At 47.2% G+C, this 15,724-nt stretch carries 15 protein-coding genes; all 15 read left to right on the top strand.

Annotated elements, in window-relative coordinates; genetic code table 11:
- Positions 1 to 6 precede the first annotated feature (6 nt).
- The 15 genes from GTO83_RS06605 to GTO83_RS06535 are packed head-to-tail and all read left to right on the top strand — an operon-like array spanning position 7 to position 15,716.
- Positions 7 to 1,131, top strand: a complete 1,125-nt coding sequence (locus GTO83_RS06605) for a phage major capsid protein (RefSeq protein ID WP_180869863.1) — start codon at positions 7 to 9, stop codon at positions 1,129 to 1,131.
- The gene (locus GTO83_RS06600; RefSeq protein ID WP_370524349.1) at positions 1,128 to 1,280 is read left to right on the top strand and encodes a HeH/LEM domain-containing protein; all 153 of its coding nucleotides are present in this window, start codon (positions 1,128 to 1,130) and stop codon (positions 1,278 to 1,280) included. Before GTO83_RS06605 ends, GTO83_RS06600 begins: the two co-directional genes overlap by 4 nt.
- Positions 1,277 to 1,630, top strand: coding sequence for a head-tail connector protein (locus tag GTO83_RS06595; protein WP_180869861.1), 354 nt, complete (start codon positions 1,277 to 1,279; stop codon positions 1,628 to 1,630). The genes GTO83_RS06600 and GTO83_RS06595 overlap by 4 nt, the downstream gene beginning before the upstream one ends.
- A complete protein-coding gene (locus tag GTO83_RS06590) occupies positions 1,587 to 1,958 on the top strand; it encodes a head-tail adaptor protein (protein WP_255463104.1) in 372 nt (123 codons plus the stop codon). Before GTO83_RS06595 ends, GTO83_RS06590 begins: the two co-directional genes overlap by 44 nt.
- Positions 1,909 to 2,289, top strand: coding sequence for an HK97-gp10 family putative phage morphogenesis protein (locus GTO83_RS06585; protein WP_180869857.1), 381 nt, complete (start codon positions 1,909 to 1,911; stop codon positions 2,287 to 2,289). The genes GTO83_RS06590 and GTO83_RS06585 overlap by 50 nt, the downstream gene beginning before the upstream one ends.
- Positions 2,286 to 2,702 carry a hypothetical protein gene (locus tag GTO83_RS06580; RefSeq protein ID WP_180869855.1) on the top strand — a complete coding sequence of 139 codons (417 nt, stop codon included), beginning with the start codon at positions 2,286 to 2,288 and terminating at the stop codon, positions 2,700 to 2,702. The genes GTO83_RS06585 and GTO83_RS06580 overlap by 4 nt, the downstream gene beginning before the upstream one ends.
- A 6-nt stretch (positions 2,703 to 2,708) precedes the next feature.
- Complete coding sequence (locus tag GTO83_RS06575; RefSeq protein WP_180869853.1) at positions 2,709 to 3,293, top strand: major tail protein; 585 nt, start codon at positions 2,709 to 2,711, stop codon at positions 3,291 to 3,293.
- A gap of 46 nt (positions 3,294 to 3,339) precedes the next feature.
- A complete protein-coding gene (gene gpG / locus GTO83_RS06570) occupies positions 3,340 to 3,669 on the top strand; it encodes a phage tail assembly chaperone G (protein WP_180869852.1) in 330 nt (109 codons plus the stop codon).
- A gap of 8 nt (positions 3,670 to 3,677) precedes the next feature.
- Positions 3,678 to 3,848: a hypothetical protein gene (locus tag GTO83_RS06565; RefSeq protein ID WP_180869850.1), complete on the top strand. Its 171-nt coding sequence runs from the start codon at positions 3,678 to 3,680 to the stop codon at positions 3,846 to 3,848.
- 17 nt (positions 3,849 to 3,865) lie between these two features.
- Complete coding sequence (locus GTO83_RS06560) at positions 3,866 to 7,978, top strand: phage tail tape measure protein (RefSeq protein ID WP_180869848.1); 4,113 nt, start codon at positions 3,866 to 3,868, stop codon at positions 7,976 to 7,978.
- 15 nt (positions 7,979 to 7,993) lie between these two features.
- Positions 7,994 to 8,827: a phage tail domain-containing protein gene (locus GTO83_RS06555; RefSeq protein WP_180869846.1), complete on the top strand. Its 834-nt coding sequence runs from the start codon at positions 7,994 to 7,996 to the stop codon at positions 8,825 to 8,827.
- 12 nt (positions 8,828 to 8,839) lie between these two features.
- Positions 8,840 to 11,362, top strand: coding sequence for a phage tail protein (locus tag GTO83_RS06550; protein WP_255463103.1), 2,523 nt, complete (start codon positions 8,840 to 8,842; stop codon positions 11,360 to 11,362).
- Entirely contained in the window at positions 11,362 to 11,625 is a 264-nt protein-coding gene (locus tag GTO83_RS06545; RefSeq protein ID WP_180869844.1) for a hypothetical protein, read from the top strand. Before GTO83_RS06550 ends, GTO83_RS06545 begins: the two co-directional genes overlap by 1 nt.
- Positions 11,625 to 12,842, top strand: coding sequence for a hypothetical protein (locus GTO83_RS06540; protein WP_180869843.1), 1,218 nt, complete (start codon positions 11,625 to 11,627; stop codon positions 12,840 to 12,842). The genes GTO83_RS06545 and GTO83_RS06540 overlap by 1 nt, the downstream gene beginning before the upstream one ends.
- 48 nt (positions 12,843 to 12,890) lie before the next feature.
- Positions 12,891 to 15,716, top strand: a complete 2,826-nt coding sequence (locus GTO83_RS06535) for a CotH kinase family protein (RefSeq protein WP_180869841.1) — start codon at positions 12,891 to 12,893, stop codon at positions 15,714 to 15,716.
- Positions 15,717 to 15,724 lie beyond the last annotated feature (8 nt).

The raw sequence follows: 15,724 nt of genomic DNA, 5'->3' as shown, positions 1-15,724 counted from the left end.
ACAATTATGTACAAGGAAAAAATTAAGGAACTGCTTGCGGAACTTGAAGGCAAGCGGGCATTAGTTAATGACAAAACCCAAGAAATGCGGAAGTTGCTCGTTGAAGGGGCCAGCGATGATGACTTGGCTAAGGCCAAGCAATTGCGCTCGGACAAGGAACAGCTGGAAACGGAAATCCGGGAAAAGGAAGACCTGTTAGCGACCTACCGCTCAGTCTTAAATGGAACGCCAGCCCCGGAACCTGGGCCAACGCCAGCAGACCCAACGTTAGCTGAAGAACAGCGCGCGTTTAACGCCTATCTGCACCGCGACGCTGCGGCAGCGGGAGTTAATAGTACGGCAGCAGCCGTCACGATCCCCCAATCGATCCAGTACAATCCGGAAACAGAAGTTAAGTCAGTAACTGACTTGGCGGCCCTGGTAACGCAATTCCAAGCCACGACGGCCTCTGGTACGTACCCGATCACCAAGAAGGCTACCGCGCGGATGAATACGGTCCAAGAGCTGGAACAAAACCCAGACCTGGCCAAGCCAACCTTTACCAATGTTGAATGGAAGGTTGACACTTACCGGGGCGCAATCCCGCTGTCACAAGAAGCGATCGACGACTCGGCAATCGATTTAACGGGCCTGGTAGCACAAAATGCTCAAGAACAAAAGGTCAACACGACCAACTGGGCAATTGCGACGGTGCTTAAGAGCTTTACCGCTAAGGCTGTGGCGGGAGAATCCGTTGATGACCTCAAGCACATCATCAACGTTGACTTGGATCCGGCCTACAACAAGGTAATCATCGCCTCGCAATCGTTCTACCAATACCTCGACACGCTCAAGGACAAGAACGGTCAATACTTATTGCACGCGCCGATTACTGATGGCTCGCCAACGATGCTGTTAGGGTGCCAAGTAATCACGGTGGAAGACGAATTACTGGGTGCCAAGGGCGAAGCACATGCCTTTGTTGGTGACTTGGCCCGGGCGGTCTTGTTTGCTAACCGTAAGGATATCCAAGTCCAATGGGCAAACAACGACATTTATGGTCAATACCTGCAAGCCGTTGTCCGCTTCGGCACTAAGGCCGCTGATACCAATGCCGGTTACTTTGTGACCTACACGCCAGCGGAAAAATAGTAGCGTCCGGCACTAGCCCGGACGTAAAGCCAACATCTGCCAATACCGTTGAGGAGATCAAGGCGTACCTAGATGCGCACCAGATCACTTATCCATCTAGTGCCTTAAAGGCTGACCTCTTAGCCTTAGTAGGTGGTGATAGAGCATGATGCTGACAGATGATGAGCTCGCAAACCTTAAGCGCTACTGCAAGATTGACCATAATTTTGACGACGAAGTGCTCAAGATGATTATCGAGTCAGTCGAGGTTGAGCTGGTCCGGGCGATCAGTTATACTGCGACGCCAGCTGATTTTGCCGCTGAGCCGCGATTTAAGATTGCCTTGATGAAGCAAGTCAAGGAAGAGTACTATTTCCGGGGCTTAACGGCAGACAGTCGGCGAAAGGAATTAGCCTTGGGAGTCGATAACATCATTAGTCAATTAAGGAGTGAGATGAGAGATGGAGACGACCTACATGACGGAACGGATCACCCTGTGCTCAGTAGCAACGGGGATTGATCCAGTTACCCACCGCCCGCTTAAACAGCGACTGGTGGAAGAATTTACGGTGTGGGCTGAGGTCGCCCGGCTCCCAATCCGCGAAATGATTGCTAACGGATCCAAAATTGGCTTTGTTAAAGAGTCGCCCGTATTCAGGATCGCCTATCAGACCCCGAAAGAGATCCAACCCAACTGGCTGATCAAGTGGCGGGGAAAACAGTACGCAATTACGGGGATGGACCCCGATTACCGGACCAAAGATACGATGACGATTTTGACTCAGGAGGTGACAGCTGATGAGCGTAACAGTAACGGGAGACAAGGAAATGCTGGCTTACCTGGCTAGGCTTGATAAGTCCGTTGATGCCAAGAGTCGCAAAGCTGTCCGTGACGGAGCGGGAATCTTTGAGGACCACTTGGTGGACAATACCCCAGTCTATCCGGGTAAAGATCACTCGGGGATGACACCACTGGCTAAACATGTCGTAACGGGGAACCTTCGGACGGCAACGGGCGAAGTTGAACAAAACGTCGGTTATGACAAGGAAAAAGGGTATATTGCGCACTTTCCCAACTCGGGAACCAGCAAGCAAGACCCACAGCATTTTATCGAGGATACGCAAATCGAGGTTACGGATACAATCATTGCGAAATTTATTGAGGATCTCCAACTATGATATTGCCGGAAATCAAAGTGGCCGACCTATTAACGGCCGACCAGAAATTAGTTGCGATGATGGCCGAGTTACGGTCCATGCCGTTAGACTTTACGCCCATTTACACTTATACGCCAGACGATTCCTTAGTTAAGGCTGAGGCGGCGCCTTGGATTCGGGTTACCCCGATTCCGGGCGATAGAAGCTTGGCTAGTGATGATGAACGGGCGTTTGAGTATCCCCGGGTTCAAGTTGATTTTTGGCTCCGGGAAGAAAACATGGACCGACTGGCCGAAATACAAGAACAAATTTACCAAACCCTCAAAGTAGGTGGCTTTTACCGTTACTACCAAGACCGGTACTCGGATCCGGACTTGGACGGTTGTTTAATGGTCACCGCCAACTTTGAGGGATTTTTAAAACGAAAGGATTGATGAAAAGTGGCAGAACCAAACCAAAAGCTCGCTAAATTTGGGGCTTCCAATTTTGAGTACGGCGTTGTCGGTGACGATGACAAGGTCAAAGAAACTCGGAAGATCCACGGCTTAAGCGAAGTCAAGATGGACATTACTAGTGAACTGAAGACCTTACCAGCCGATGATGGCCCGTACCTGGTTTTATCTGGCGGGATCACCGAAGCTAAGCAAACGATCAGCTTATATGATGTTGATACCAAGATGAAGCAAGACCTTTACGGGATCCAAGTCGAAGCTGGGGTGGAAAAGTACTCCAAGAACATGGTGCCAAACTATGTGGCGACCCTCTTTAAGACTAAATTATCCAACGGTAAGAACGTTTGGGTGGGGGCCTTAAAGGGAATGTTCTCACTGCCGGGAATTGATACCCAAACCCAAGATGGGGCACCAGACCCGAAGGCGGATGAAATCGAAGGTAATTTTGTACCGCGTGGTGATTCCGATTCTGGCGATATTATTCTGATTGGCCGGGAAGACAACGAAGAATTTAACTTTGAAAAATTCCACGACATGGTTTTCCCTAAGCCAACAGCTGGTGGCGCCGGTTAGTTAGCTAAGCTGACAGAGACGAGTGATGTGAGACGAGGAGGATATTATGTATCAATTACACGTAAAAACGAAAACAAAAGAATTGGTCTTAACCCGCGAAGAAGCGCCAGCCTTAGAAAATTTATTGGACGCGTTGAAGGTCCAACGAATTGATATCCAGCGTAATGAATCCGACAGCGAGAAGCTACAAAAAGACTGGATGAATGCCCTGGTTGATTTTGCGCTCCGGTTTTGGGGTAGCAATGGATTAACCAAGAAGGACGTACTGGCAGGGGTGTCAGCAGTGGACGGCTATAACGAAATTATGGCGGCAGTGGTAGCCACCTTAGGCTACGACGACAATGACGATGATGAGGGTGACGACCCAAAAGAATAACGGTCGCGATGGTCGATGATGCCATTGCTGATCTTGAGGAACTGATCAAAAACCAGCTCCAAAATGGTTACAAATGGCAAGAGGTGGCCCGGTTGACCTTAGCGGATATTAAGCTGATGAGCGAAGTGTTCGAGGAAAAGCAGACCACCATCGATAAAGCGTTCCCATTCCTGTTTTAAGTGAGAGGAGGTAAAGAATGGCAACTGGATCAATGGGCCACATCGCCGGGACGGTTAGCTTAAACATTAACCCATTTACGGCCAGCAACAACGTTTTAAAGGCGCAAATCAAAGCCACCTCGGCCGCGCTGAGGGCACAATCGAGTGTAGTTGATGGCTATGGCAAGAGCATTAACGGTATGCGGGCCCGCTATGCCACGATGACCACCCAGCTTAGAAACTACACAGCCCAATTAGAGCGTTACAAGGCCTTAGCTAATGATGCGACCCGCTCTGATCGGCAACGGGCCAACGCGGCCACCCAAGCTAACAAGGCCGCCGCCGAAATTAACCGGCTCCGGAGCCAGATGGCCAGTCTTAACCGCACAATTGAATTGCAAGCCAATAAGTGGACGCAGGCGTCAGCCAAAGCAAATGGTTACGCCAAGACCTTAACAACGGTTGGCAATAAGGTAAGCGGGGTTGGTAAGTCGATGACTACCAGTCTGACGGGGCCAATGGCATTAGGATTAGGCTACGCGGCTAAGCAATATGCTGATTTTGACGACCAGATGAACAAGACCAAGAATATTATCCGGACTTCGGGGGAATCAGCGTCTGAGACCCAAGCCTCATACAACAAGATGATCAAAGATGCCCGGAAATATTCGGATCGGTACGGGGTCAGCCAAAACAAAATCGCGGCCGGCTATGAAGACCTGGTCAAGCGGGGTTACACCTCTAAAGCTGCGATCGGGGTCATGGATTCCGAACTTAAGGCATCGGTGGCCACGGGGGATGATTTTAACGACGTGATCAAGGTCTCGTCGTCAGTGATGGAATCCTTTGGCTTGACGACCACCAAGACCGGGAAACAAATTAAGAGCGCGGCTGAAATGCAACGGCGATCCAATCGGACCTTGAATCTCTTGTCATACGCAGCCGATGCAACCTCGACCGACTTCCAGAGCCTCGGGATTGGGATGTCTTACGTGGGCTCAACGGCGCACCAAGCAGGCTTCTCACTCAAAGAAACGGCGGTCTCAATGGGGGTCTTGTCTAACAACGGTCTTGAAGCTGACAAAGCCGGGACTGGGTTACGGCAAGTCATTAATTCGTTGGTTAAGCCGACTAAAGGGGGCGCGGCGGCCCTCGATAAGTTAGGGTTGAGTGCCAAAGACTTTGTCGATAAATCTGGCAAGATGAAGTCGATACCTACCATTTTTGGGAAGATTAATAAGGCAATGAAGCTTAAAGGTATCGATAGAAATGAGCGGGGCAAGATCTTTAAAGCCCTGTTTGGCACGACTGGTCAGCAAGCTGGGGCGATCTTAACCGAGAACTACAAGCGGGTTAAAGAGCTGACCGGCGAAGCTGAACGAGCCACCAAAACTGATTACATTGGTGATCTGGCAAAGAAAAACATGACCTCAGCCAAAGCTCAAATCGCGATTGCCAAAGAATCGTTGACTAATGCGGGGATGGATATTGCCAAGAACCTTTTGCCGGTAGTCACGCCACTAATTAAGGACGTGGGTGCGTTGGCGCGCTCCTTTGGGAAGCTGCCACAACCAGTTCAGAGTGTGATTGCAAAGTTTCTGTTGGTTACTGCGGCGGCAGGTCCCTTGCTGGTCATGCTGGGCAAAATGACTTCCGGGGTCGGTAAAGTGATTGCTACCTTTGGGGCGGCGCAAGCAATGATTGGTCGCTTTCAGACGGCCTCCAAACTCGGTGCAACTGGGTTGGATCTGCTCAAGCAAGGATTATCCAAGACGGCATTTGCAGCAGCAAGCACGGCGACGGCCACTGGTGGAGCAACCACCGCGATTGCAGGAGCTGGCGAAGCCGCTACTGCTACGGCCGCTGCCGGTACTGCGGCTAGTCTGTCACTTGGGACGATTGCTTTAGCGGCCGGTGGGGCTACATTGGCGATTGGCGCCGGGATTGCGGTGTGGGAGCTGTGGGGTAAAAAAATGTTAGCGGCCTCGCAACGCTCATCACGCTGGGGCTCGGACGTGGGCTCGGCGGCTGATCATGCTCTTTCTAAAATGCAGAGCACCTCAAGAGGGATTGAAGAAGCCTTAACCAATATGGATACGGCCTCGCATACCACCGCTAAGAGTATGTCCTCAGCGTTTGATACCGAATTTGCCCAAATGGAAAAGTCAGCCCGCGATCATTTTGCCAAAATCAAAGAGGGCGAAAAAGATCTGGATCCGACAACGGCTAAGGCGGTTGATAAGCAAGCCAATAAGGAGATTGATCAGTATAACGACTACCTCAAAGATGCTGATACGGCCAAAAAGAATGCCCAAAAGATCTTAAGCACGACCAACGGTACGGTCGCAGATCTATCGGCCAGCCAACGAACGATGCTTAGGAATAACCAGCAAGCGATGTTACAGGACGAAATGAAGATCCTTAACATCACTGGAAGTGCCCAAAAGAAGGCGATTGCGGCGTTAAATGGTGATATTAAGCATATGTCGGCCAGCCAACGAGAAAGCCGGGAAACGGACCTACGGCAGTCAATGGCTCAGATGAAGCAGCACTACTTATCCCAAGAAAAAGCGCTTAAAGAGCATTATGGGAAAAATAGTGCTGAGTACAAGGCAGGGCATAAGGCTAATGCCAAGGCGCTGAACGACTATACTGCCAAAGCCTCGGCCGAGTATATTAAGCTGGCTAAGGCTAACGGGGAATCGACCAAGCAAATCAAGGCAGATCTTGAAGCTGCCGGGCTGGACTACAAAAAGGGAAGTAAGCAGTTAGCCCAAGAAGCCAAGAATGCGAAGGATGCCCTTAAAGGGGTTACGATTGACACTCAAAATATGACTGGCAAGACCAAGAAGGCTGCTAATGCCTGGAATAAGCTGGTCTTTGACCCTAAGACCGGGAAAGTTAAGACCAATGCCCAAGATGAAATTGCTAAGGCGGTAAAGTCAAAAGACAAATGGAATCAGATCAAACTGCTGGAAAAGCAAGGGAAGCTCTCAACGAATGCTAAACAAATGGTTGCGGCGGCCTTAGTCGAAAGCGGCAAATGGGATTCCATGTCGTGGAAGGAACAGAAGCTATGGCTTAAAGACGGCTTTTCTGAAACGATTGTCAAAGCCTTGGAAGATTCCGGAACATGGAATAATCTCGATTTGCAAACCAAAGAGGCAATCGTCAAGGCCAAGGGCAAGAAAGAAATGGTGGATATCTTAGTCCAATCCGGTGCCTGGAACACCCTAACGTTGAAACAGCAGGAAGCCTTAGTCGCAACTAAGGGGACGGCTGGTGTAATGGACGCCCTAGATCAGATGGGACGTTGGAATACCTTAACGCCAAAGCAACAAGAAGCGATCGTCAACGCCAAGGGTGGACCTGCCCTGGCCAACTTGCTGACGCAATACGGCTTGTGGGAAGGGCTTCCGCAATCCGTACTTAAGCAGATGATCGCAGAGGATAAAGCTAGTGGTAATGCCGCGGCGGCTAAGAATGCCATCAAACGGTACAATGCTGCTAACCCTAACCACAAGTATTTCCGAGCGGAAGATAGAGCCAGTGGAAATGGAAAAAAGGCAATCGGAGTCATCCAAAAGTGGAACTCACTGAAAGCCAACGTCCACAAATTTATTACTGAGTATGTAACCAAGCATAAAAAAGGCCATGCACGCGGGACCAACTACCACGAAGGTGGGCCAATGATGGTCAACGACCAAAAGGGGCCGGTTTTCCGGGAGTTGGTCCAATTCCCAGGTCAACAACCATTTATCCCGTACGGGCGCAATGTCATCATGAATGCCCCAGCTGGGACAAAGGTTTTGCGGGCCAGCCGTACGGCCAAACTTTTTACAGGTTTGCCGCAGTTTGCCAATGGGACCAGTGATGCGGTCTCAATTCTCAACAATCTGCCGCGTGAGCTTAAGGCCGCACCGGTTACGACCAATACGACGACTGTAACTAACGTCAACGGCTCGGCTAAAGGGGATGCTTATATGGCCCAGATGGTTGGCTTCCTGTCACAAATGGCAGATCAGATGGGCCAAATGGTCGGTCTTAATGCGGCTCAAATCGGGGCCATTAAAGCGGCCGCGATGGACAAAAACACCTTGTATACCAAGATGGGGACCGATCAAATTTACTTCGATGCGCAACAACTGTAAGGAGGTGATCGCCGAATGCGTAATCTCTTATACCTCAAACATGACGGTGACCCAGAGCTTGCTAGTAATCAGATCACCGAACAACTGACCTTTTTGGGGCTAACTGAGGCCCCCAGTATCGTGCATAACTACCGCGAGGAGACAATGCACGATGGCCAAATCTGGAATTACTCGCGCTATGGCCAAACCACGGTGACCGCTAAATTTTTATTGCAGTACACAGATCACGTGGACTTTAAATTGGCTAAGCACGCGATCTACCGAGCTTTAATGCAAAAGGGGATCTACCGACTACGGACGGCGACCGAACCCAACGTAGTACGCTACTGCCGGGTCAACAATTTTATGATTGAGCCTGAGGCCGGCACTAGCAACTACGTAACTTTTGACGTACCGTTTGATAATCCGCGCGGGCTTAAGTACAGCAAGCTCTACTCTGACCAGATGGATGAGGACCAACTCCGGGAGTTTGGTCTTAATTTTGGGGATGAGTACCAACTGAGTTACCATTTTGCCAGTCAAACGAGCTTTAAGGTACTTAACGCCTCGGATATTACGGTGGACCCGTATGGGCAAGATCACGCCCTTAAGATCACCATGCGTCATAATGGTGGAGCGTTTGGGCTCAAAAACACGACGACCGGCACGGCCTGGAATTATAAGCAGTCATTGGGGAGCGGCGACAAGTTGGTTTTAGATGGTATTCGGACGCTTAAAAATAACCAACCTGATAGTGCTAGTACGGACTATCAGTGGCTGACATTGGCGCCAGGTTGGAATCACATTGAGGTCACGGGAGCCAGCGACCTTGACGTGACGTTCTCGTTTCCGTTTATGTACTTAGGTTAGGAGGTGAAGCTGATGCAACAATTGGTACTGATGACACCCCATAAGTCTAAGGTCAAGGAACCCTTAGACCGGGTGATTATCTGGGAAACACTCCACATGCAATGGGAGAAAAACTCAACCTATCAGATCAGCTTTACTGCCTACAACGCCCGTGATGCTGACCTCTACGAAATGATTAGTGTCGAGTCATCACTCTGGCTCAACGGCCAAGAGTGGATCGTGAAAAAATGCGATGAAACTAAGCAGAATGGCGGGGTGGCCACCAAGGAAGTAACTGCTTGGCACGTGTATAACCAAGTCGTGCAAGTTTATCAGTATGACAAGGTTGACGATAACTATGGTGCCAAGGCAGATAACAGCAACGAGGACACGGCGGCGCAAGCCAAAGAGTACTCAATCCAAGACCTGCTTGATTACTACTTTAAGGGTAACGAGCTAGGTTTTACCTACGAGGTCCATGGTAACTTTTCTAAGCGTAAGCTGATGGACGTTGGGGGCGGCTCGGGTAAGGATTGCTTATCTAAAATTGCAGAAACGTGGACGGACGCAATTATTTACCCCGATAACCGTAAAATCCAGATCTACTCAGCGGCCGAATTTTTTAAGGATCGTGGTCGTCGCCTTGACTATCAGCATAACGTGTCGATGGTTAAGGATGGCAACGACTCCAGCGATATTATTAACATCATCAAGTGTGTTGGTGGTAAGCATACGGTTGAGCATACCGTCTATACCGGGACCGGGGGCACCAATGCCGCCGGGCCAACTGAGCCGGTCAATGGTGACTGGACGCCGGTGATCCAATATGTGGCCTCGCTGTACGGAATGAAGCTAACGGGCGCGCAGCTTAATTTAGTGCGAGCACAAATCAATACTGAATCGAGCGGTCGCGAAGGCGTTACCGGTGGAGATGATGGACTAGCGGATGGTCCGGCCAAGGGATTGCTACAGTTTAAACAGCGGACTTTTGACTACTATTCTCGGCCACCATATACCAATGTCTACAAGGGGTTTGACTCTTTAGCTGCGTTTTTTAACATCCCAAATATCCTAGGCCAGATCAATGGCTACACCGGCTACTCGCCCCACGGCGCACCGTTGCACCCTCACGAGCAATTGGTTATTAACCCGCCTAATCCGTGGGGTTGGCCATTTCCGAGTGTTGGCGAAGGAAGCTTTCTGACGGCGCAAAAATTTGGCTTTACGGGTGGAGGACGGACCAACGGGTTTCACGACGGGCTTGACTTTGGCTCGATTGACCACCCAGGCACCGATGTCCACGCAATTCACGGCGGCGTTGTCCAAACAATCGGCTATATGCGGGGGCTGGAGAATTACGTGACGATTGTCTCTAACGACTACATGGTGGTCTATCAAGAGGCCTTTTACAGCCAGTCCGATATTACCGTTAAAGTAGGGCAACAAGTAAAAACGGGGGACGTGATTGGTCATCGCAATACCTCGCACCTGCATATCGGCATTACCAAGGAAAAAGACATCAATAAAGCGGTCGGCAGTGCTTTTAGCGATAACGGGACTTGGCTGGACCCGCTGACGATTATCAAATCCGGAAGTACCTCAGATGCAGTCGGGTCGGACACCTCAACCGCCTCGAGCGAAGAATATTATTTCCAGCCATTTATCTATCGTGATGAGAAATCAATCAAAGAATGGGGACCTTATCCTGGGCCAGAGTGGACAGATGAAAGCTACACCAACGCCGACGAGATGCGGAAGGACGCCCCACTGCACCTGAAGCCTAATCCATCATTGGCGATTGAGGTTGAGCTCGCTGCCGATCAGTATATGGATCCATATTTTGGCGGGGAAGTTATTAGGCTGGCCCGACCAGGAGACGGTTTTGTAGCGAATTTGAACGTCGTATCGTGGGACTGGTATCCCTGGGCCAAAAAACTGAGCTTGTCGCTCAACAGTACGACCCGGACCATCATTGATTATCAAAATCAACGGGCCCGGAAGGTGGAAAACGCCTTGCAGGCGCAAATCGATCAACTTAAAGGGCTTAGCCACAAGATTGGTCAGCAGTCACAAGCCTTAACGCAGGTGCTGGAAAACAAATCCGAAACGGATAAAGCCTTGGAAGCGACAAACCAAGATGTTGATTGGCTCACGAATGGCAAGGTTAATTTGGTGACTAGCCTATCTGGCGGGAGTATCGATTCTGCTACTTATAACGGATCACCGATTTATGACCTCACGACATCGCCGCTCAGTAGCAACTTTTTTACGGTTAGTGGGGGATCGTCTATCTCGATGCAACTGAGCGCAAATCTGACTGATGGGTCAGCGCGGGCTTATGTAGAGTTTTGGGCTGGCGATACCAAGTTGGGACAATCAGCGACGGTCTATGCCTTTGCTCGTGACGGCTGGCAGGTAATGGCACGATCAAATTTGACAGTGCCAGCAAATGCTACTACTGGGCGGATGGTAATTAGCGGCGATAGTGGCGGGAAGATCAGCCGGGCCCAAGTTAATCGTGGATATAAAGTTACAGATTGGAGTGAGTTAAGGTAATGCAGTTACAAAGGATTGAGCTTAAAAAGCTCGGGACAACTGAGCGGATTTTACGTTCAGACACCCAGGGGAATTTTGACAAGTTGGAAAATGCGGTCAACTCAAATGCTAGCGCCACGGAAGCGCTGACCAAGCGAATCGCGGCGCTGGAGGACATGCTGTTTGGCCAACACCCACAAGAGGTCAAAATGGCCGAAAACTCAACCCCACCGGTAAATGGCGGGGCGATGTTAGTCAACTTAACTAATGAGGAGGACAAGTGATGGTATCACAAAACAACGATGGAAATTACTATGAAATTGCGGTCGATACCGCCAAGGAAGGCGCCGAAGTATGGAGCTTAAACGACTGGTTTAAGGCACGGGTCGGCGATGATGGCACACCACTAGTCATGCGGTTTTACACGCAGGGCCAGCTCAACAGCTTTGACGGCCACCAAAAGCCGATCATCCAAGGTAATGTTGGAGCGTATAGTTTTGACGACCAAAAGCAAATCGTCATGGCAGCCGATGCCAAGGTAGTGAGCTGGACGGGTGACCCAAGCGATATGCTACCGGGTGGCCGGGCTCGCTTCCGCTTCCCACAGCAAATGTTTCCGACTGAAGGGGCATTTTACGGCTTCGTGGGGTATGTGGACGAATCCAATGGCCGGCGTTTGACGGGGGTCAATGTATGGTTCCGCGTGCTCGGCGGTGTAGCCCAAATGGGGAAGGCGTGCGAATACTATATCAGCGACCTGGATATTGCCCTGGCTAACGCCAAGGAAAAGATGCGGCAAGCTGACATTGACTTTAAGGCGGCGACGGATTCCGCCTTGCAAGACTTGCGGACTAAGTACCAGCAAGAGGCACAAGCCAACCAAGATGCTTCGGAAACAACCCGTGCGGGTTTGCTTAAGCTCGCTGATTCGGTCGGGGCAATCCAAGCCCAGATTGACGCAGGCAATGTAGTTACTTTAGCTCGGTATAATCGTGATTATGGAAGTATTTCAGAATCAATCAACAAAAAGTTGGCAAACATTAGTTCAATTCCAGAAGCATACGCTTCTTTAAGCGATATTGAGTCTAAATATCCATCAGGAAAAGAAGGTATCTTTGTAACCGTTGATACAGGACATAAGTGGATATATATTAATGGCGAATGGAAGGACTGTGGAGTATATCAAGCAGCTGGGGTTGATCCAAACGTTATATTGGAACTGGCTAATACCGATCACGATAATTTACTTCCTAATCCAGCTTTTAAATCTTTAGATGGTTGGAACATCACAACAACAGACAGCTCTACTAAACCAGATTATTCAATCTTAGAAAATGATTTTGAAAATTCGAACGTCATGCTTATCAATGGATATGGTAGCTTCTCAGATGAAAGTTCATGGACCAATGTTATAAGCGATCCGGTTGCTGTCAAAGGCGGCAAAATTATTACTTTTAGTGCAATGTATAATTCTAAAGACCCATTGATTGATGGAGGATAGCCGAACATTAACATTGAACTAGATGCTTTAGATGCAAATAAAGCAATTTTGAATAAAAGTTATATTTATAGTTCACCAGATTTAGATGATGATTTACATTTTCGTTCAAAAACAATTAAATTACCAAGTGAAGCTAATTATGTACAGATGAAACTACAAATTAACGGTCAAGGTTCTTTCAAGGTAGCGTATCCCAAGGTCAACTATGGTTTACAATTTGTTCAAAACTCGATAGGACAATTACAAGCGGCAACCCAGCACGAAAATCTACTGTTTGACAATCCAGTTAAAAATTGGCAGATGGTTTGGTACACAGATAGCAAGATGTATCTTGATCAATTCGGAGCTGTTAAAGTCATTTCTGGTAGAAAGAGTTCTTCATTTTTGCAATCAAAACTTTTTCGGCAACGTCCAGGTGACAATTTGTCGATTAAATTAGAAATCCAAGCCGAGGACAATGTAAAACTGCAAGTTTTTGAATATAACGATGATTTAAAGCAGCAAAATGAACAAATCTTTATTGTCGAAAAAAATAATAAATTATCAGATCAATTTTTTGAAAATATAAATCTAGGTAATGCAACAACAATTGTTCAAATAGCTTTGTCAGCAGCTCCTAATCGAAGCTTTACGATTGCAAAAGTTATTGCAAAAAATGGTACTAATTTTAGCGAAAAATATGAAAATTCGATAAAGGCGTTGGTTAATCGCGATAACTTAATCAAAAATCCTAGTTTAACTTCATTAAGTGGCTGGAATTTATACGCAACAAAAAAAGCTGTCTATCCAGATTATCATTTCTACAACGATCCAAATTCTAAAGATAATAACGTCATTGAGATCAACGGTTACGGTGACGCTACTAAAGAGGACTCATATGTTCATTTAAAGAGCGATCCGGTTTCTGTTAAGGGTGGTAAATTACTGAGTTTTGGTTCGTTGCACAATTGTCGGATTAATGAAGGAACAAATCAACGGCCAACTGCGTCGATTAAGTTGTCTATTATGGATAATAATGGTAGTGAAATTAGAGCTGCGTTTATTTACTATATTCCTGATACGGATGATGATTTGCATCTTCGCCAAAGCACTATTCTACTTCCTGACAACGCATCATTTGTATCTTTAGATTTTATGATGTCTGGTCAAGGAACATTCAAGGTATCGGAGCCTCAAGTAAACTACGGACCAAGTCTCAATCCAAAAATAAATAGTCAAGTGATTCGCAATATTAAAAATGGAGATTTGCTTGCAGATAATCCAGTTAGCAACTGGCAACCTATCTGGTTTACAGGTCAGAAAAAGTATGCTGATGATGAATCAACATTTTTAACAACACTAGATGGTACTGCTGTTCCATTACAATCGGAATATATTCCTGTCTTTCCTGGAGATACATTTGATGCTCAGGCATTGATTAAAACATCTGGTCACGTCTACCTGTCGTTCAATGAGTATGATCAGAATTTAAAACAATTATCGGTAACAAAAATCGATGCTAATCAAAGTGACGATTACAAAACACAATGTTTCCGCAACTTAACAGCTAGCTCCGGAACTGCCTATATAGCTATATCTTTTGCTGTAATCGGTGCTAAGAGTAGCTACAATCTTAAGAAAGTTAAGTTGATTAAAACCTCTTCTTTGAATGATAATGCTTCTGAAAATGTTTCAACAAACAATTTATTAGTTCCTAAATTTTCGATTACTAACGATTTAAGTAGTTTAAGTGATGGCTGGGAAAAGTCGTCATTCACATACGAAGAAAATGGTCGTTCTATTAAGGGCTATCTACAAGTTGGAATTCAAGGATTCTCTTCTCGCGAGTGGCGAAAAAAGAATTACAAAGTAAAATTATATGAAGATGCTGATTGTACCAAAAAGCTAAAAATTGCTTTTAAACCATCTTGGGTTCCAGATTCTCATTTTAATCTAAAAGCTAACTTCATTGATGCCACCCAAGCACATAATTTAGTCAACGCTAAATTGTTCGCAAACGCTACTGCAGTTACCCCCATCGCTAATGAGACGACTCGCAAGGGATTATCAAAGAGCACACAACTTGGTCAAATGGCGGGCTTTCCAATTGAGTTATACATTAACGGCACCTATATGGGTCTATACACTCTTAACACGAAAAAAGATGATAAATCTTTCGGTATGGATAGTAATAACAAGGCTCATGAGGCAATCGAGGTAAATGCTGAGACGGATATGTTTAACCAAGGTCAAACGATTGATCAAAAGGAATTTGCTACAATTCTGCAAAAGCAAGCAGATACTAATGTTAAAGCTGGGTTTGACCGTTTTGTTGCCTTCCTAAACGATGCGACTGATGATGATATCAAAGCTCATCTACAAGACTATGTTGACGTTAAGTCAGCGATGAATACTTGGTTATTTGGTATTTTGTCACAAGAAAGTGATATTTGGGGGCGCTCAATGTTGCTATTAACGTATGATGGTGGTCAACACTGGTTTGTGACAGCTTACGATCTTGATGCAACATGGGGGCTTAGCTGGGATGGTAAGTCACTTGATGGTAATGCTGAGTGGTTTAAGTTTGAAAATATTGACAGTGAAATGCACAAGACTGGAGCTTGGTATAACAAACTTTGGACAAGGATCTACGATAACTTCAAACCAGAATTGAAAAATCAGTATCAATACTTACGAAGCAACGCTTGGTCAACGCAGGCGTTAATTAATGCCTATAGAACCTATATTGATGCAATTCCAGATTCAGTTTATGAAAAAGATCATAAGCGATACCCTGATATTCCATCCCTTTCAACTAATAACTTTGCACAAATTCAAGGTAAAATCATTGAACGTTGTACCAACATGGACGCATGGATAGATAAGTTAGCTTAAAGATTATC

Source organism: Lactobacillus sp. 3B(2020), from assembly GCF_013487845.1.
Classification (GTDB): Bacteria; Bacillota; Bacilli; order Lactobacillales; family Lactobacillaceae; genus Limosilactobacillus; species Limosilactobacillus alvi.
This window is presented reverse-complemented; position numbering and strand designations above follow the sequence as displayed.